Here is a 14,985-nt window from a genome sequence, read left to right on the forward strand (position 1 = left end):
TTGGAATGGTATAACAGCAGAGTGATATCCAATTATAAAATCGTATGCATTGCCAATCAGTTTTTACTCATATTAAAGATGAAGACTCAGCGATAAAAACGCTCAGGTCCGAATTGACACAACAGAACTTGTCTTACGTGATGTGTTACTACACGGAAGAATACAATTTCGAGTTGATTCGAGAAGCGTTTCTTGCGCATTTTCCTGGTGTGCCTTTTCATGGCGCCAGTTCATGTCAAGCCGTAATGACAGATCAGGGCTTTCATACAGGACCAGTAATTGCGGCACTTGCTGTTTATGATACAGGTCCTCATGCTTATGGTACTGGTATTTCTAATCACAACTCAGGTGACAGCGTCACCAAGGCTTTGGATATGGCCCTTGAGAACGCAAACCGTGTAGGAGAGGTACCAAACTTAATTCTACTTCATGCTACACCAGGGCAAGAGGAATCAATCATTGCGTCTATAGATGAAAGATTTGGAACTCTAATTCCAATTATTGGTGGTTCGGCCGCTGATAATAACATCGCTGGGAAATGGTCTGTGATAACCGCCCAAGGCTCTCAAACTTCAGGTTTAAGCTTAACTCTCTTTTACTCCTCTCAACCTGTTGATATCGCTTTTAGCGCTGGGCATACACCAACTAATATCAAAGGTGTTGCAACCAAGACCAACGATAGATGCTTACTTGAAATTGATAATGAACCTGCGCTCAATGTTTATAGAAGGTGGACAAATCACCAGGATAACCAAGTAGGTAAAGATAATATGCTGTTTACAAACTCGAGTGCTTATCCATTAGGGCGGATCGCAGGTCATCTCTATGATCGCCCATATTACAAGTTATCCCATCCGATCCGTGAGACGCCAGATGGTGGAATCGAGTTGTTTACACGAATAGAAGAGGGTGACGAGCTCACATTAATGAAAGGAAGTCGTGAGCATCTCGTTGCGCGCGCTGCAAAAGTCGTCAATGCCGCTTTTAACCAAAAATTAGAAGAGTCTCGAAAAATTGGAGTGATAAATATCTTTTGCGCGGGTCCCATGTTGCACTTAATGCAAGACATGAATAGCGTTTGTGAACAAATTAACCAAGAACTAGAACATTTGCCTTTTATTTGCCCTTTTACTTTCGGCGAGCAAGGTAGATTTATTGGTGGTGAGAATGGACATGGAAACCTGATGATTTCATCGGCTATATTCCATAAACCTTATGAAAGATAAATACTTAGACATATATCAACAGGAAGCGCTTCAAGAAGCGTTAGTTGAGCTAAAGCAGGCTAGACAAAGAGAACGACTACTCGCTGATGAAAACAAGGCCATTCTTTCCGCGATATCTGCGATGAGTGAGGCAAAGAATCGGCATGAGATATTTACGGGATTAAACAATGTCCTCAAAAAGTACATCAACTTCGATGATTTTATTGTACTGACTCGTGATGGTGAACGATATCCCTTCAAGACATTGATATCAACTAATAGCGTATTTGATAATGTATCCTGGTTACACGGTAACACCTATCAAAGAGCTCTCAATGGTGAATGCATTCTACTGTTCGAGCCAGATAAACTCGCTGAGTTTGTTAACTTAAACAGCTTTATAAAAAGCCATGTAAACTCGGTCGTTTTAACTGGTATACGTTCAGAAGTAACGCAAACCGTAATCCTACTTATTGGAGCTCAGAAAGGGCACTTTAGCATAGAGAATAAGGAAACCTTGAGGCGCTTTCGTCCCTTAATTGAAAGGGCGGTCATTGATATCGAGACCAAAGAGAAGTTACAACGTATCGTTGAAGTAAGAACAACTCAGCTCGCTAAAGCAAGAGAAGAAGCAGAGCTTGCGAACCGGTCTAAGTCGGAGTTCTTAGCGATGATGAGTCATGAAATAAGAACCCCTTTAAATTCCGTTCTTGGAATGCTGGATATATTGAAGCAATCAACCTTGTCAGAAGAACAAATTGATGCTTTGAGCCAAATGGAGTGCTCTGCAGAGTTACTTCTCGCGATAATCAGTGACATTCTTGATCTTTCTAAAATCGAGTCAGGTCGCTTTCAGCTCAATGAACAATGGATTAACTTAAGAGACACTGTCACTTTTGTTATTTCTCAGCAAAAACAAATAGCTAAGAAGAAAAATCTTAAATTCAAGCTCAACTGTACTGTCACTAATGACAAACAATTTTGGATTGACTCCACGCGGTTATCTCAAATTCTGTTTAATCTAATAGGGAATGCAATAAAGTTTACAGACGAAGGTGAAGTAAAAGTTTCTGTATCTGAGCGAGATGCTGAACTTGTGATCTCAATATCTGACACTGGAATTGGTATATCTAAAGCAAAGCAAGAGCACTTGTTTACGGCATTTCATCAAGGAGACCGTTCCATCACGAGACGCTTCGGTGGTACAGGACTGGGGCTCGCAATAACCAAGCATTTAGTTGAAATGATGCGTGGCAAGATTGCCGTTAAAAGTGATGAGCATGTTGGTTCAACCTTTACGATTTCGATTCCAGTTTTGACTCGTTGTAATCAAAATCGTCCAGTTAGAATCGAAAACAATCAACCGACAAAAGCAATGGAACTTCTCGTCGTAGAAGATACCGAGTCGAATCAGTTCGTAATAAAGCTTATCTTAAATAAGCTTGGCCATAATGTTCATATCGCAAGCCATGGAGCAGAGGCATTAACATTTTTAGAAGAGAATGAGGATTTAATCGATTTGATTCTCATGGATGTCTCGATGCCAGTGATGGATGGAATTACCGCAACAAGACTTATTCGAGATAAAGGTCTCAGGACCCCAATTATAGCGTTAACTGCACATGCGTTAGAAAGCGATAGAGATAAATGCCTGGATGCCGGCATGGACGGATTCATTTCCAAGCCAGTTAGAAGACAAGATATCTTTGAAGCTATACAGTCATTTCAATAAGTAAAAAGGCGTTAATATAGATCTTAACAATCGATAGATTATTAAGATCTATATTAAGTATTTTATGGTAAATAACCATTATGTTTAATGCTCACAGTAAGGCCCTTAAATTTAAAATCTGCAGGGGAATAGGAGCATACTCAGACAACATTTAGCGTACGGCGATATTTAATTTAACATAATATACATAATACGCACTTTTAAGGGGAGATTTATTCAAGTATATCATGGTGTTATAGCTCTAGTTCATTCCGTCGATTGCATCTTTCTGACGCTTAACATGATTCAAGTAATCGTTCTTGTCCAGGTACAACCGTTCTTGGAACATACATACTTTTCTCACATGACTTTCATCAACGTCGAACTTATATGAGATCTCTCGATAAGTTAGCCCTAGTTCTGCCAGCTGGCGTATCAACTCAACATCATCATTTAAGAGTTTCACTACAGGCGAAGTCTCCGCAACTTTTCTGTATGAGACACCTAACTTACCAGCTCTAACTTTTACTGACTCTCTACTACGGCCAAGAACGTGGCCAACTTGCTCGAACGACATTTTATCTTGGCATGCAATGATGAACGCATCTTCTTTAGCACTGTAATGAGATTTCCTCCAACGTTGGTCTTTTACGATAAGTCCATCTCGAATGAGCTTTTTGGAACGAACATATATTGAATGAGCTGAGCGCCCTAGGTTTTTGCCTATCTGTGTGAACGGGATTTTTTGATAATGCTCGATTAAGTAAGCATCTTCTTCTGGTGAGTATGGCTCGTATCCTGCGATACGAGCTCCTTTGCGACCATTTTTTTTGCGTTCATTCTGAGGGATTTTGAAGAACGCATGAGTAAATTGTTTAATGGCTGGCTTCATAGTTCAGAGCAGCTTCCAGTAAAGTTTCTAGTGGAACTCTAACGAACGGTATTTCTTTGTGATCATCCAAGAACACTAAGAGTTGAACATCTCCATAGCCACGACGTGTAAAGCGTGCTTTATATGTGGGCCTTGATAGTTGAAGTAACTCGAAGTCTCTTAAGCCAAGATGTGCACTATGTTTTGGGTCGTATATTCCTAATGTAGCCATGACGTTGTGTTCCTTACGTTACTTCTATTTTTCGTCTATAGGATCAATGAGTAAGCCGAAGCGTTTTAACTCCAGAGAACCGAACTGATTAATAACAAAGCTAGAGGGATGTATTGTATAGAGTCCTGCAACATACGCTGGCTGTCCTTCTTCTAACTGTAGCTTCATCTCTACTGGGAACTTACCGCCCAAGTGCGCGTAAGCTACTTGCTCATAGATATTGCGCGGTGGCTTTCCTTCTTTAGCTGGGATTGTGCGCGTTTCGATTTGTACATTTTCTGGGAAGATTTCGATTTTCAACATGATGTTTCCTTGTGGTTTGTAGTTAAGCTGTGAGTCTGATTACATTGTCTTCGCCGTAACCATACATTCGTGATATGTGCCCTACTTTGGGCTCCACATAATCAGCCGGATGCTGCTGTGAGAAGTCTATTTCGATGACCTGAAGAAGCGGAACAACGTTATCCTTTTCATTACCTTGTAAGTTTTGAAGCTGAGCTTTTGAGAAGCCGATAGCTAACAAGTCATTGAGTTGGCGAGAGAACGTTGCTCTCGATGTAAAGGATTGATACACGGCGTAGTAACCATCTGATACTAGTGAGCGGTAGAACCGGAACAACTTATCGGCTTTCGCATAAGATATGTTCCCTTTTGGTGTTACGCGGTAGTAAGCCTTTTTCAAGTTGCTGTGTACTTCTTCGTCGTTAAAGATATTCATGTGTTGTCCCTCTAGCGCTTCCAGTAGTGGTGTAAATGCTTTGGTCCAGATATCTGCTATTAAATTGCGGCCTGTTGATTCGTATTCTTTCTGGTAGTTAATCGCGTCGAATAGATTTTTAGGTATCTCTAAAGCGTCTAAATAGCGGCGGTGTGCTCCGGCTTCAAAACGGACTAAGTGTCGTGCATAGTTGATTAGTTGTGGTGAAGACATGACGTCGATAACACGATCGTATGAGTGATCGCCTTTTTCTTGTAACGCTCTTAAGTCTCGTAGCTGGCGGCTGAACTCAGGCCCTTTCAGATAGGCTTTTCGGTCACAGTGACGGGAGTTCTTGTTAAAATATACAGTGGTTTCATGCTCGTTACGTACAGCCGTACGCATTTGTTTATTCGAGACATTTTTTAGTTGCTGTATAACTTGGCGAGCCTGTAGTTCGGTCTTTACTCGTGCCGAGTATGTCGCATCAATGGCGTCTAGTGTTGCAGACTGGATATCTAACATTTCGTAGACATCAGGGTAATTGTTGTAAAACGCCATCAACATTTCTATAGCTCCAACCTCGATAGACGTTGGGCCGTAGACATTATGACCTTGCAGGATTTTAGCTGGTGATGCTTTTAACTCTATACATGGAGAACGTAAGCGAGTTCCCTGATAAATCTTGAATGCCATTCCAGTAAAGTGTGTTGGGAGAGATTCGAACGCATGTCTTAAGTCAGCAACCTCATATTTATCTGCACCAACTTCACCAGTGAAGAAGATCATTTTTGCCTCAAGACCAACACCACGACGAGAACACTCTTTGATATCGACGTAAGACACAGCTTCACCCGACTTAGCTTGGTAAGTCGTCATCGTAAACTCAGTCTTAAATGGTATCGATATCTTGAGTTTGTCTATCACACCCAAAATCCTGTCAAGAAGTTTAATAAACACTTTTGTGTATGTACATATACACTAAAGTATGTGTTACTAATAAGCAACACTAAAGTGGGTGTAAACTTAAACTAATGTAGGGTTTTGATATGGATAACGTAAACATGAGTATTGGTGAAGTACTAAAGGAACGTAGAATTGAACTGGTCATCAAGCAGGAAGATTTAGCTGAGCAGATGGATGTAACTGTACAGACAGTCAGCAAGTGGGAACGTGGGATAACCGAGCCTAAAGCAACTCAAGTGGCTAAGTTAGCCAAAGCTCTAAAGCTTACAGAACGTGAGATTTGCCAAGGTAAAAAGGATCAAATGACTCAACTTGATCCTTTTGAGTTTATGAAGCTTGTTGGTCCATGTATGAAAGGGATTTCAGAGACCGAAGTAATCATGACAATGTATGATTATGTTGATGATAAACAAGGGTTTATCAACAGCTTAGCTGAGCAGTCTAACCGCCCTTTGTTTTCATTTAAAGAACGAGACAAGAGTCAAGCGCGTGACATGTTAGCACTATATGAGAGCGGTTCGATTTCGTTCAACAACGAGCAAGAAGAGCAACGTTGTTTAGAAGTTTGGAAGCGAACATTATCCGAGTAAAGTTTCAAAATGAAACAAGAGTACACTATTAAAGATAGTGTACCTTGGTCACGATGGAGCCATTTTCGAATGGCTCCTTCCCCGACGAAACGGGGCCCCTTCCATTCGCAAATGTCTTGCTCTGACCTGCTCCTCATTTCTCCTCGCTCAGTCTCCGCTCGTCGGCATTCGTTACAGGCCGAGCTAACTGACAGATACAAAAAAGGCAGCCGAAGCTGCCGCGCGATTGACTTAAGCGAACGCTTGATTAAGGCGAGCGCTTGGCTACTCATTTTCACTCTACAAGCAAGCTTATAGCAGTGAAAATCGAGCTTATTATGATGAACTTTTTACATTTAACGCTGCTTGAATTGTGTCCGCGTATTCTGACAAATTACTTACGTGTCGCTCTAAAGAAGTAGTATTTCGTTCACGAGCAGTAGATACATCAGCTTTAATTAATTCTAAAGCGGCAGCTACAGCAAACATGCGCTGGACGTCAGGTTGCTCCGCATAAGCAACATACTGATCTAATGTAGGTCTAAAGGTTATATCTTTCGAAGAAGTAGACATCTGATTTTCCTCTATTAATAATGAAATGCCATAACCTATATGGGGGCAATTGAATATAAAACAAGAGGAATAGCTCGCATTATGCGCAGACACCTTATAGGTAACGGCAAATTGCCACGCGAATTTACTCTGTATGATCACTGAATGAAGGTTTTGGTCTGAGACCAATAGATCACCGATGTGCTCAAGTTTGCAAAGACTTAAAAAGCATGTAATTATCAGCAAAGTTCTTAAAAAACAAGAACGAAAAAAGCCGCAGTTAAGCGGCATTTTTAAATATATTTCTGTCGAATTGACCTGAGAAATCTAGCGACAGAAGAAACTATAACCTTTCAGTGCATAAGGAGGAGCCATATGTGGCTTAAACTTCTGATTGCTTTCCTGAGCTTTATGACGGCTCTTTTGGAAGTAATCAATAATTACCCTTTGAACTAAAAGCAGCGTGAGGGGCATATCCCTTACACTTAAAACACCACTGGGGCGAAAGCCTCGCTTCAGTGGTTAATTTGGACCATAGAGGACCAAACAAGATCAGTGTAAGTAAACTTACATTCCAAGTCAACGAAGGCTTAACACGTATTATGCCGCGTATTATGCGAATTATATTACGGGCTATCACTTCAAAGCGATTCTCTCTCCTAAGCACCACGAACAAGTTCGGGTGAGCCAAGTCGCGCCGCCCACCCTTTGTTCACTCAAGGCTTTCAGCAAACCCTCAACATAATTCATAACCATAATACGCACTTTTAAGGGGAGATTTATTCAAGTATATCATGGTGTTATAGCTCTAGTTCATTCCGTCGATTGCATCTTTCTGACGCTTAACATGATTCAAGTAATCGTTCTTGTCCAGGTACAACCGTTCTTGGAACATACATACTTTTCTCACATGACTTTCATCAACGTCGAACTTATATGAGATCTCTCGATAAGTTAGCCCTAGTTCTGCCAGCTGGCGTATCAACTCAACATCATCATTTAAGAGTTTCACTACAGGCGAAGTCTCCGCAACTTTTCTGTATGAGACACCTAACTTACCAGCTCTAACTTTTACTGACTCTCTACTACGGCCAAGAACGTGGCCAACTTGCTCGAACGACATTTTATCTTGGCATGCAATGATGAACGCATCTTCTTTAGCACTGTAATGAGATTTCCTCCAACGTTGGTCTTTTACGATAAGTCCATCTCGAATGAGCTTTTTGGAACGAACATATATTGAATGAGCTGAGCGCCCTAGGTTTTTGCCTATCTGTGTGAACGGGATTTTTTGATAATGCTCGATTAAGTAAGCATCTTCTTCTGGTGAGTATGGCTCGTATCCTGCGATACGAGCTCCTTTGCGACCATTTTTTTTGCGTTCATTCTGAGGGATTTTGAAGAACGCATGAGTAAATTGTTTAATGGCTGGCTTCATAGTTCAGAGCAGCTTCCAGTAAAGTTTCTAGTGGAACTCTAACGAACGGTATTTCTTTGTGATCATCCAAGAACACTAAGAGTTGAACATCTCCATAGCCACGACGTGTAAAGCGTGCTTTATATGTGGGCCTTGATAGTTGAAGTAACTCGAAGTCTCTTAAGCCAAGATGTGCACTATGTTTTGGGTCGTATATTCCTAATGTAGCCATGACGTTGTGTTCCTTACGTTACTTCTATTTTTCGTCTATAGGATCAATGAGTAAGCCGAAGCGTTTTAACTCCAGAGAACCGAACTGATTAATAACAAAGCTAGAGGGATGTATTGTATAGAGTCCTGCAACATACGCTGGCTGTCCTTCTTCTAACTGTAGCTTCATCTCTACTGGGAACTTACCGCCCAAGTGCGCGTAAGCTACTTGCTCATAGATATTGCGCGGTGGCTTTCCTTCTTTAGCTGGGATTGTGCGCGTTTCGATTTGTACATTTTCTGGGAAGATTTCGATTTTCAACATGATGTTTCCTTGTGGTTTGTAGTTAAGCTGTGAGTCTGATTACATTGTCTTCGCCGTAACCATACATTCGTGATATGTGCCCTACTTTGGGCTCCACATAATCAGCCGGATGCTGCTGTGAGAAGTCTATTTCGATGACCTGAAGAAGCGGAACAACGTTATCCTTTTCATTACCTTGTAAGTTTTGAAGCTGAGCTTTTGAGAAGCCGATAGCTAACAAGTCATTGAGTTGGCGAGAGAACGTTGCTCTCGATGTAAAGGATTGATACACGGCGTAGTAACCATCTGATACTAGTGAGCGGTAGAACCGGAACAACTTATCGGCTTTCGCATAAGATATGTTCCCTTTTGGTGTTACGCGGTAGTAAGCCTTTTTCAAGTTGCTGTGTACTTCTTCGTCGTTAAAGATATTCATGTGTTGTCCCTCTAGCGCTTCCAGTAGTGGTGTAAATGCTTTGGTCCAGATATCTGCTATTAAATTGCGGCCTGTTGATTCGTATTCTTTCTGGTAGTTAATCGCGTCGAATAGATTTTTAGGTATCTCTAAAGCGTCTAAATAGCGGCGGTGTGCTCCGGCTTCAAAACGGACTAAGTGTCGTGCATAGTTGATTAGTTGTGGTGAAGACATGACGTCGATAACACGATCGTATGAGTGATCGCCTTTTTCTTGTAACGCTCTTAAGTCTCGTAGCTGGCGGCTGAACTCAGGCCCTTTCAGATAGGCTTTTCGGTCACAGTGACGGGAGTTCTTGTTAAAATATACAGTGGTTTCATGCTCGTTACGTACAGCCGTACGCATTTGTTTATTCGAGACATTTTTTAGTTGCTGTATAACTTGGCGAGCCTGTAGTTCGGTCTTTACTCGTGCCGAGTATGTCGCATCAATGGCGTCTAGTGTTGCAGACTGGATATCTAACATTTCGTAGACATCAGGGTAATTGTTGTAAAACGCCATCAACATTTCTATAGCTCCAACCTCGATAGACGTTGGGCCGTAGACATTATGACCTTGCAGGATTTTAGCTGGTGATGCTTTTAACTCTATACATGGAGAACGTAAGCGAGTTCCCTGATAAATCTTGAATGCCATTCCAGTAAAGTGTGTTGGGAGAGATTCGAACGCATGTCTTAAGTCAGCAACCTCATATTTATCTGCACCAACTTCACCAGTGAAGAAGATCATTTTTGCCTCAAGACCAACACCACGACGAGAACACTCTTTGATATCGACGTAAGACACAGCTTCACCCGACTTAGCTTGGTAAGTCGTCATCGTAAACTCAGTCTTAAATGGTATCGATATCTTGAGTTTGTCTATCACACCCAAAATCCTGTCAAGAAGTTTAATAAACACTTTTGTGTATGTACATATACACTAAAGTATGTGTTACTAATAAGCAACACTAAAGTGGGTGTAAACTTAAACTAATGTAGGGTTTTGATATGGATAACGTAAACATGAGTATTGGTGAAGTACTAAAGGAACGTAGAATTGAACTGGTCATCAAGCAGGAAGATTTAGCTGAGCAGATGGATGTAACTGTACAGACAGTCAGCAAGTGGGAACGTGGGATAACCGAGCCTAAAGCAACTCAAGTGGCTAAGTTAGCCAAAGCTCTAAAGCTTACAGAACGTGAGATTTGCCAAGGTAAAAAGGATCAAATGACTCAACTTGATCCTTTTGAGTTTATGAAGCTTGTTGGTCCATGTATGAAAGGGATTTCAGAGACCGAAGTAATCATGACAATGTATGATTATGTTGATGATAAACAAGGGTTTATCAACAGCTTAGCTGAGCAGTCTAACCGCCCTTTGTTTTCATTTAAAGAACGAGACAAGAGTCAAGCGCGTGACATGTTAGCACTATATGAGAGCGGTTCGATTTCGTTCAACAACGAGCAAGAAGAGCAACGTTGTTTAGAAGTTTGGAAGCGAACATTATCCGAGTAAAGTTTCAAAATGAAACAAGAGTACACTATTAAAGATAGTGTACCTTGGTCACGATGGAGCCATTTTCGAATGGCTCCTTCCCCGACGAAACGGGGCCCCTTCCATTCGCAAATGTCTTGCTCTGACCTGCTCCTCATTTCTCCTCGCTCAGTCTCCGCTCGTCGGCATTCGTTACAGGCCGAGCTAACTGACAGATACAAAAAAGGCAGCCGAAGCTGCCGCGCGATTGACTTAAGCGAACGCTTGATTAAGGCGAGCGCTTGGCTACTCATTTTCACTCTACAAGCAAGCTTATAGCAGTGAAAATCGAGCTTATTATGATGAACTTTTTACATTTAACGCTGCTTGAATTGTGTCCGCGTATTCTGACAAATTACTTACGTGTCGCTCTAAAGAAGTAGTATTTCGTTCACGAGCAGTAGATACATCAGCTTTAATTAATTCTAAAGCGGCAGCTACAGCAAACATGCGCTGGACGTCAGGTTGCTCCGCATAAGCAACATACTGATCTAATGTAGGTCTAAAGGTTATATCTTTCGAAGAAGTAGACATCTGATTTTCCTCTATTAATAATGAAATGCCATAACCTATATGGGGGCAATTGAATATAAAACAAGAGGAATAGCTCGCATTATGCGCAGACACCTTATAGGTAACGGCAAATTGCCACGCGAATTTACTCTGTATGATCACTGAATGAAGGTTTTGGTCTGAGACCAATAGATCACCGATGTGCTCAAGTTTGCAAAGACTTAAAAAGCATGTAATTATCAGCAAAGTTCTTAAAAAACAAGAACGAAAAAAGCCGCAGTTAAGCGGCATTTTTAAATATATTTCTGTCGAATTGACCTGAGAAATCTAGCGACAGAAGAAACTATAACCTTTCAGTGCATAAGGAGGAGCCATATGTGGCTTAAACTTCTGATTGCTTTCCTGAGCTTTATGACGGCTCTTTTGGAAGTAATCAATAATTACCCTTTGAACTAAAAGCAGCGTGAGGGGCATATCCCTTACACTTAAAACACCACTGGGGCGAAAGCCTCGCTTCAGTGGTTAATTTGGACCATAGAGGACCAAACAAGATCAGTGTAAGTAAACTTACATTCCAAGTCAACGAAGGCTTAACACGTATTATGCCGCGTATTATGCGAATTATATTACGGGCTATCACTTCAAAGCGATTCTCTCTCCTAAGCACCACGAACAAGTTCGGGTGAGCCAAGTCGCGCCGCCCACCCTTTGTTCACTCAAGGCTTTCAGCAAACCCTCAACATAATTCATAACCATAATGCGCACTAATAGTGTAAGCCCAAAGCGATAATGTCCTAGTATTTCCAAGTGAATCTGTCCTATGTTTGCTTGGAGGTATTTAGGAAGTTAGTTACGATGAACTACCATGAATTGCACCGTTTCTCCATTATCCAAGATGTGTTAAACAATAAGTTAAAGTGCCGAGAAGCCACATCCATTCTTGGAATAAGCTACCGGCACTTGTCTCGCATACTTTATGCCGTAGCAGAACCTCAACCTAGCCCAAATCACGCAGCACATCAGATTGTGATGGGAAACGGTAAGGTAACTGCGATGATTGATGCAAAATTACAAATGTTCGAATTTGGTATAGGTATTAATGATGCAATTAATGGTGTTTGGTTACCTAGATCCAGTGCTTATAAAGATCACTACACTACTCCAAAAGCTCCACCTCATTCACGAATACATGGTACAAATTATCAGAACTGGATTGGCACGCTTGGAAGAATTAGGCATAGTGAAAATGTATTTAAGTCCACACTGCTTAACTGCTGAAAAAGCAAATACAAGAAAGCAAATACAAGATAGTTCTCATCCTGAGAAAATTCTTGAGAAGAAAGATGCTAACTGGAAACCTACTGTATGACTGTATACAAATTAAAAAGTAAACCTCGAGAATTTAAGGTCTTAGAGCATGACCCTTATAAGCGAGCTCTCGATTCAGATGACTTTAAGTTGTTAAGACGACTTCGAAGAGCCCCTGTTGATTCAACCAGCTTGAGAGATGTTTGGGTAAATGAATATGCAACATTTACTCAACACTTTAAATTTGCTGAAGCAATCCCAGACATATCTAAATGGAGAACATTTCTTGTCTTGAGAGAAAATGCATATCAGGTAGTACGAGATGTAATTGATTCTGACGGTGAGTTCTTACCGATTACAATCGATGATGAAAGTTTTACCGTGTTCAACGTGATGTCCTTTGGAGAAGAAGACAAGCAGAAAATCAAATTTGAAGACATTGACGGAGAACAAGGATTATTAGAGAAACTGGCATTTATAGAAAGCGATCTTTCAAATAAATATGTCTTTAAATCAAAAGATGAAGGTTGTACGTCAATTTATTGTGATGACAAACTCATATCGTTATGTGAAGAGCACAATTTAAAGGGGCTTTCGTTCGATACAAATCTACTCGATGTATTTGAAGATTGATTCATCAGAATTTTTGTATTAGTTCAGACTAGATCTGAGACTCCAATTTGAAAAGAAGAGAGTTACCCACTTTGATTAAAGGTGCTTAATCACTAATCAAGGACAATAAGAGGTAACTCTCATGCTTCATACTAACAATCCAATCATCAAACACAAAGCTGGCCTTCTCAATCTGGCTTCGTAATGGACCTAGAAAGCTTCAAAAAGCGCCTTATTGCGTTAGAAACACAGGTCGCTGAGAACGGTATCATTCTAACGGAAGAGCAAGTTGCAGCCCTTGAACGCAAGAAGCATGATGACGAGGCTTGCGGTGAGATAGAAACAGCGCATCCAGGCTACCACGGCTCTCAAGACACGTTTTATGTTGGCAACCTTAAAGGTGTTGGACGCATCTACCAGCAGACGTTCGTTGATACCTACAGCAAAATCACCTTCGCTAAACTCTACGAGACAAAAACACCAATCACCGCTGCAGATATGTTGAATGATAAGGTTTTACCGTTCTTCGAGGCGCATGAGCTACCAATGCTGCGAATATTGACTGGCCGAGGCACTGAATACTGTGGTCGTGTTGAACAACGTGATTACCAGCTCTATCTGGCCATTAATGATATCGACCACACTAAAACTAAAGCGATGTCACCACAGACAAATGGTATCTTCGAACGCTTCCACAAGACCATATTGAATGAGTTCTACCAAGTGACGTTCAGAAAGAAACTGTATGGCTCAATGGAAGAATTACAGAAAGATCTGGACGAATGGATGGACTACTACAATATCATCGTACTCATCAAGGAAAAATATGCTGTGGCAGAACGCCAATAGAGACATTAGAGGATGGGAAATCAATCTGGGCTGAAAAGAATCTAGCCCAGATATAATCTGACAGGCACCGAGTCGAAAAGTGGGTAAGTGTCAGATCAGGTCTCAATTAGTACACTTTAAGATTATCAGGCTCCTTGCGGAGCCTTTTTACATCATTTTCTTTAGTGCTCTAGCATATTTTAATACTTGCCCCGCGGCTTCTAAGTCTGTTAATGCTCCAATCTCTAACAAAGCAATTCCTGTCAAAATTTGTTGAGCTGTCACCAATTGGCCAGAATGTCATCCTAAGATTAACAACATTATTTTCTTTTGAAGCTTTAACCGAGGTTTCTGTGGGCTTGCAATCGCTAGTTTGGTTTGTGGTTATGCTTACGAAGCAAATCAAATCTCTTATTGAAAATTGATGCGCGCTTAGTCCTCGACTTACTGGCGTGTTCTTCCGTAAGCACCTGAATCAATCTATGTATGGTGATGATGGCCAACTCACTGAATTTGCCATTCAATGGCATCACGATTACTAACTTAAGCGCTACCAAACAAAAAAGCCTTTCATACTCGCCTCGTACAACAGCAAAAATCAGCTAAACGCTCTAATCGCTCCGCAACGAAATCTGCCAAAAATCACGAGCTCAGTTGCGTTCTGAAACATTTATAAGCCTGTGGTTATATGGAGGCGAATGTGCTTTTCGGGGTATTTGTAACGATAGCGTTTTCCTTTCTTCAAGTTGGACTTAACGTACCTACACACTTTTTGGTCACCACTGCTGGTTACTCTTTTTATTACTGCGTTTTTACTTTTGTGCTCCATTTCTATCATGACGTCACAATAACCTTGATAGCCATCAAACTTATTGTCTACTTTCTTTTGAAGCTTAGTCTTAATCTTTTTAGCCAACAGGTTCGTTTCTGAATCGTCAGCAAAAACTGAATTACTTGCAAAGATCAATACCATTAAAGTTACAACGTATCTCATCGTTTTG

15 protein-coding genes and 2 pseudogenes are annotated in these 14,985 nt (G+C 41.0%); 7 read left to right on the forward strand and 10 right to left on the reverse strand.

Translation table 11 applies throughout. From position 1 onward, the window contains the following. Positions 1 to 44 precede the first annotated feature (44 nt). Both R7E47_RS20315 and R7E47_RS20320 read left to right on the forward strand, forming a co-directional pair. A complete protein-coding gene (locus R7E47_RS20315) occupies positions 45 to 1,226 on the forward strand; it encodes an FIST signal transduction protein (RefSeq protein ID WP_017634895.1) in 1,182 nt (393 codons plus the stop codon). Continuing rightward, a complete protein-coding gene (locus R7E47_RS20320; RefSeq protein ID WP_258669195.1) occupies positions 1,216 to 2,937 on the forward strand; it encodes an ATP-binding protein in 1,722 nt (573 codons plus the stop codon). The genes R7E47_RS20315 and R7E47_RS20320 overlap by 11 nt, the downstream gene beginning before the upstream one ends. A 241-nt stretch (positions 2,938 to 3,178) precedes the next feature. Here the strand turns inward: R7E47_RS20320 and R7E47_RS20325 are convergent, their stop codons facing one another. The 3 genes from R7E47_RS20325 to R7E47_RS20335 form a co-directional block, all read right to left on the reverse strand. Further along, the gene (locus R7E47_RS20325; protein WP_318085036.1) at positions 3,179 to 3,808 is read right to left on the reverse strand and encodes a DNA-binding protein; all 630 of its coding nucleotides are present in this window, start codon (positions 3,806 to 3,808) and stop codon (positions 3,179 to 3,181) included. Positions 3,809 to 4,043: 235 nt separating this feature from the next. Then, positions 4,044 to 4,322: a single-stranded DNA-binding protein gene (locus R7E47_RS20330; RefSeq protein ID WP_025630509.1), complete on the reverse strand. Its 279-nt coding sequence runs from the start codon at positions 4,320 to 4,322 to the stop codon at positions 4,044 to 4,046. Between the two features lie 22 nt (positions 4,323 to 4,344). Next, positions 4,345 to 5,643, reverse strand: a complete 1,299-nt coding sequence (locus R7E47_RS20335) for a phage/plasmid replication protein, II/X family (RefSeq protein ID WP_318085037.1) — start codon at positions 5,641 to 5,643, stop codon at positions 4,345 to 4,347. A 122-nt stretch (positions 5,644 to 5,765) separates the two neighbouring features. Here R7E47_RS20335 and R7E47_RS20340 point away from each other — a divergent pair, with 122 nt between their 5' ends. After that, complete coding sequence (locus R7E47_RS20340; protein WP_025630376.1) at positions 5,766 to 6,272, forward strand: helix-turn-helix domain-containing protein; 507 nt, start codon at positions 5,766 to 5,768, stop codon at positions 6,270 to 6,272. Between the two features lie 315 nt (positions 6,273 to 6,587). On the opposite strand, the gene R7E47_RS20345 is transcribed toward R7E47_RS20340, so the two are convergent. From R7E47_RS20345 to R7E47_RS20360, 4 genes are all read right to left on the reverse strand, one after another. Beyond that, positions 6,588 to 6,824 carry a hypothetical protein gene (locus R7E47_RS20345; RefSeq protein WP_318085038.1) on the reverse strand — a complete coding sequence of 79 codons (237 nt, stop codon included), beginning with the start codon at positions 6,822 to 6,824 and terminating at the stop codon, positions 6,588 to 6,590. 787 nt (positions 6,825 to 7,611) lie between these two features. Next, entirely contained in the window at positions 7,612 to 8,241 is a 630-nt protein-coding gene (locus R7E47_RS20350; protein ID WP_318085036.1) for a DNA-binding protein, read from the reverse strand. A 235-nt stretch (positions 8,242 to 8,476) separates the two neighbouring features. Next, complete coding sequence (locus tag R7E47_RS20355; protein ID WP_025630509.1) at positions 8,477 to 8,755, reverse strand: single-stranded DNA-binding protein; 279 nt, start codon at positions 8,753 to 8,755, stop codon at positions 8,477 to 8,479. Between the two features lie 22 nt (positions 8,756 to 8,777). Further along, on the reverse strand, positions 8,778 to 10,076 hold the full coding sequence (locus tag R7E47_RS20360; RefSeq protein ID WP_318085037.1) for a phage/plasmid replication protein, II/X family: 1,299 nt from the start codon (positions 10,074 to 10,076) through the stop codon (positions 8,778 to 8,780). Between the two features lie 122 nt (positions 10,077 to 10,198). Between R7E47_RS20360 and R7E47_RS20365 the strand changes: the two genes are divergently transcribed. After that, the gene (locus R7E47_RS20365; RefSeq protein ID WP_025630376.1) at positions 10,199 to 10,705 is read left to right on the forward strand and encodes a helix-turn-helix domain-containing protein; all 507 of its coding nucleotides are present in this window, start codon (positions 10,199 to 10,201) and stop codon (positions 10,703 to 10,705) included. 315 nt (positions 10,706 to 11,020) lie between these two features. Here the strand turns inward: R7E47_RS20365 and R7E47_RS20370 are convergent, their stop codons facing one another. Then, the gene (locus R7E47_RS20370; protein WP_318085038.1) at positions 11,021 to 11,257 is read right to left on the reverse strand and encodes a hypothetical protein; all 237 of its coding nucleotides are present in this window, start codon (positions 11,255 to 11,257) and stop codon (positions 11,021 to 11,023) included. An 834-nt stretch (positions 11,258 to 12,091) separates the two neighbouring features. On the opposite strand from R7E47_RS20370, the gene R7E47_RS20375 reads away from it, so the two are divergent. From R7E47_RS20375 to R7E47_RS20385, 3 genes and pseudogenes are all read left to right on the forward strand, one after another. Next, a complete protein-coding gene (locus R7E47_RS20375) occupies positions 12,092 to 12,514 on the forward strand; it encodes an AHH domain-containing protein (RefSeq protein ID WP_081107520.1) in 423 nt (140 codons plus the stop codon). Between the two features lie 87 nt (positions 12,515 to 12,601). Continuing rightward, positions 12,602 to 13,177 carry a hypothetical protein gene (locus tag R7E47_RS20380; RefSeq protein WP_050550050.1) on the forward strand — a complete coding sequence of 192 codons (576 nt, stop codon included), beginning with the start codon at positions 12,602 to 12,604 and terminating at the stop codon, positions 13,175 to 13,177. Positions 13,178 to 13,344: 167 nt separating this feature from the next. Further along, positions 13,345 to 14,061, forward strand: a pseudogene (locus R7E47_RS20385) (integrase core domain-containing protein); the annotation flags it as partial. A 91-nt stretch (positions 14,062 to 14,152) separates the two neighbouring features. Here R7E47_RS20385 and R7E47_RS20390 read toward each other — a convergent pair. Together R7E47_RS20390 and R7E47_RS20395 are read right to left on the reverse strand one after the other, a co-directional pair. Continuing rightward, a pseudogene (locus tag R7E47_RS20390) lies at positions 14,153 to 14,281 on the reverse strand (regulator); the annotation flags it as partial. Between the two features lie 373 nt (positions 14,282 to 14,654). Continuing rightward, on the reverse strand, positions 14,655 to 14,978 hold the full coding sequence (locus R7E47_RS20395; protein ID WP_258484160.1) for a hypothetical protein: 324 nt from the start codon (positions 14,976 to 14,978) through the stop codon (positions 14,655 to 14,657). Between the last annotated feature and the right edge of the window lie 7 nt (positions 14,979 to 14,985).

Origin of the sequence: Vibrio sp. Vb1026, assembly GCF_033338745.1 — a bacterium.
Classification (GTDB): Bacteria; Pseudomonadota; Gammaproteobacteria; order Enterobacterales; family Vibrionaceae; genus Vibrio; species Vibrio alginolyticus.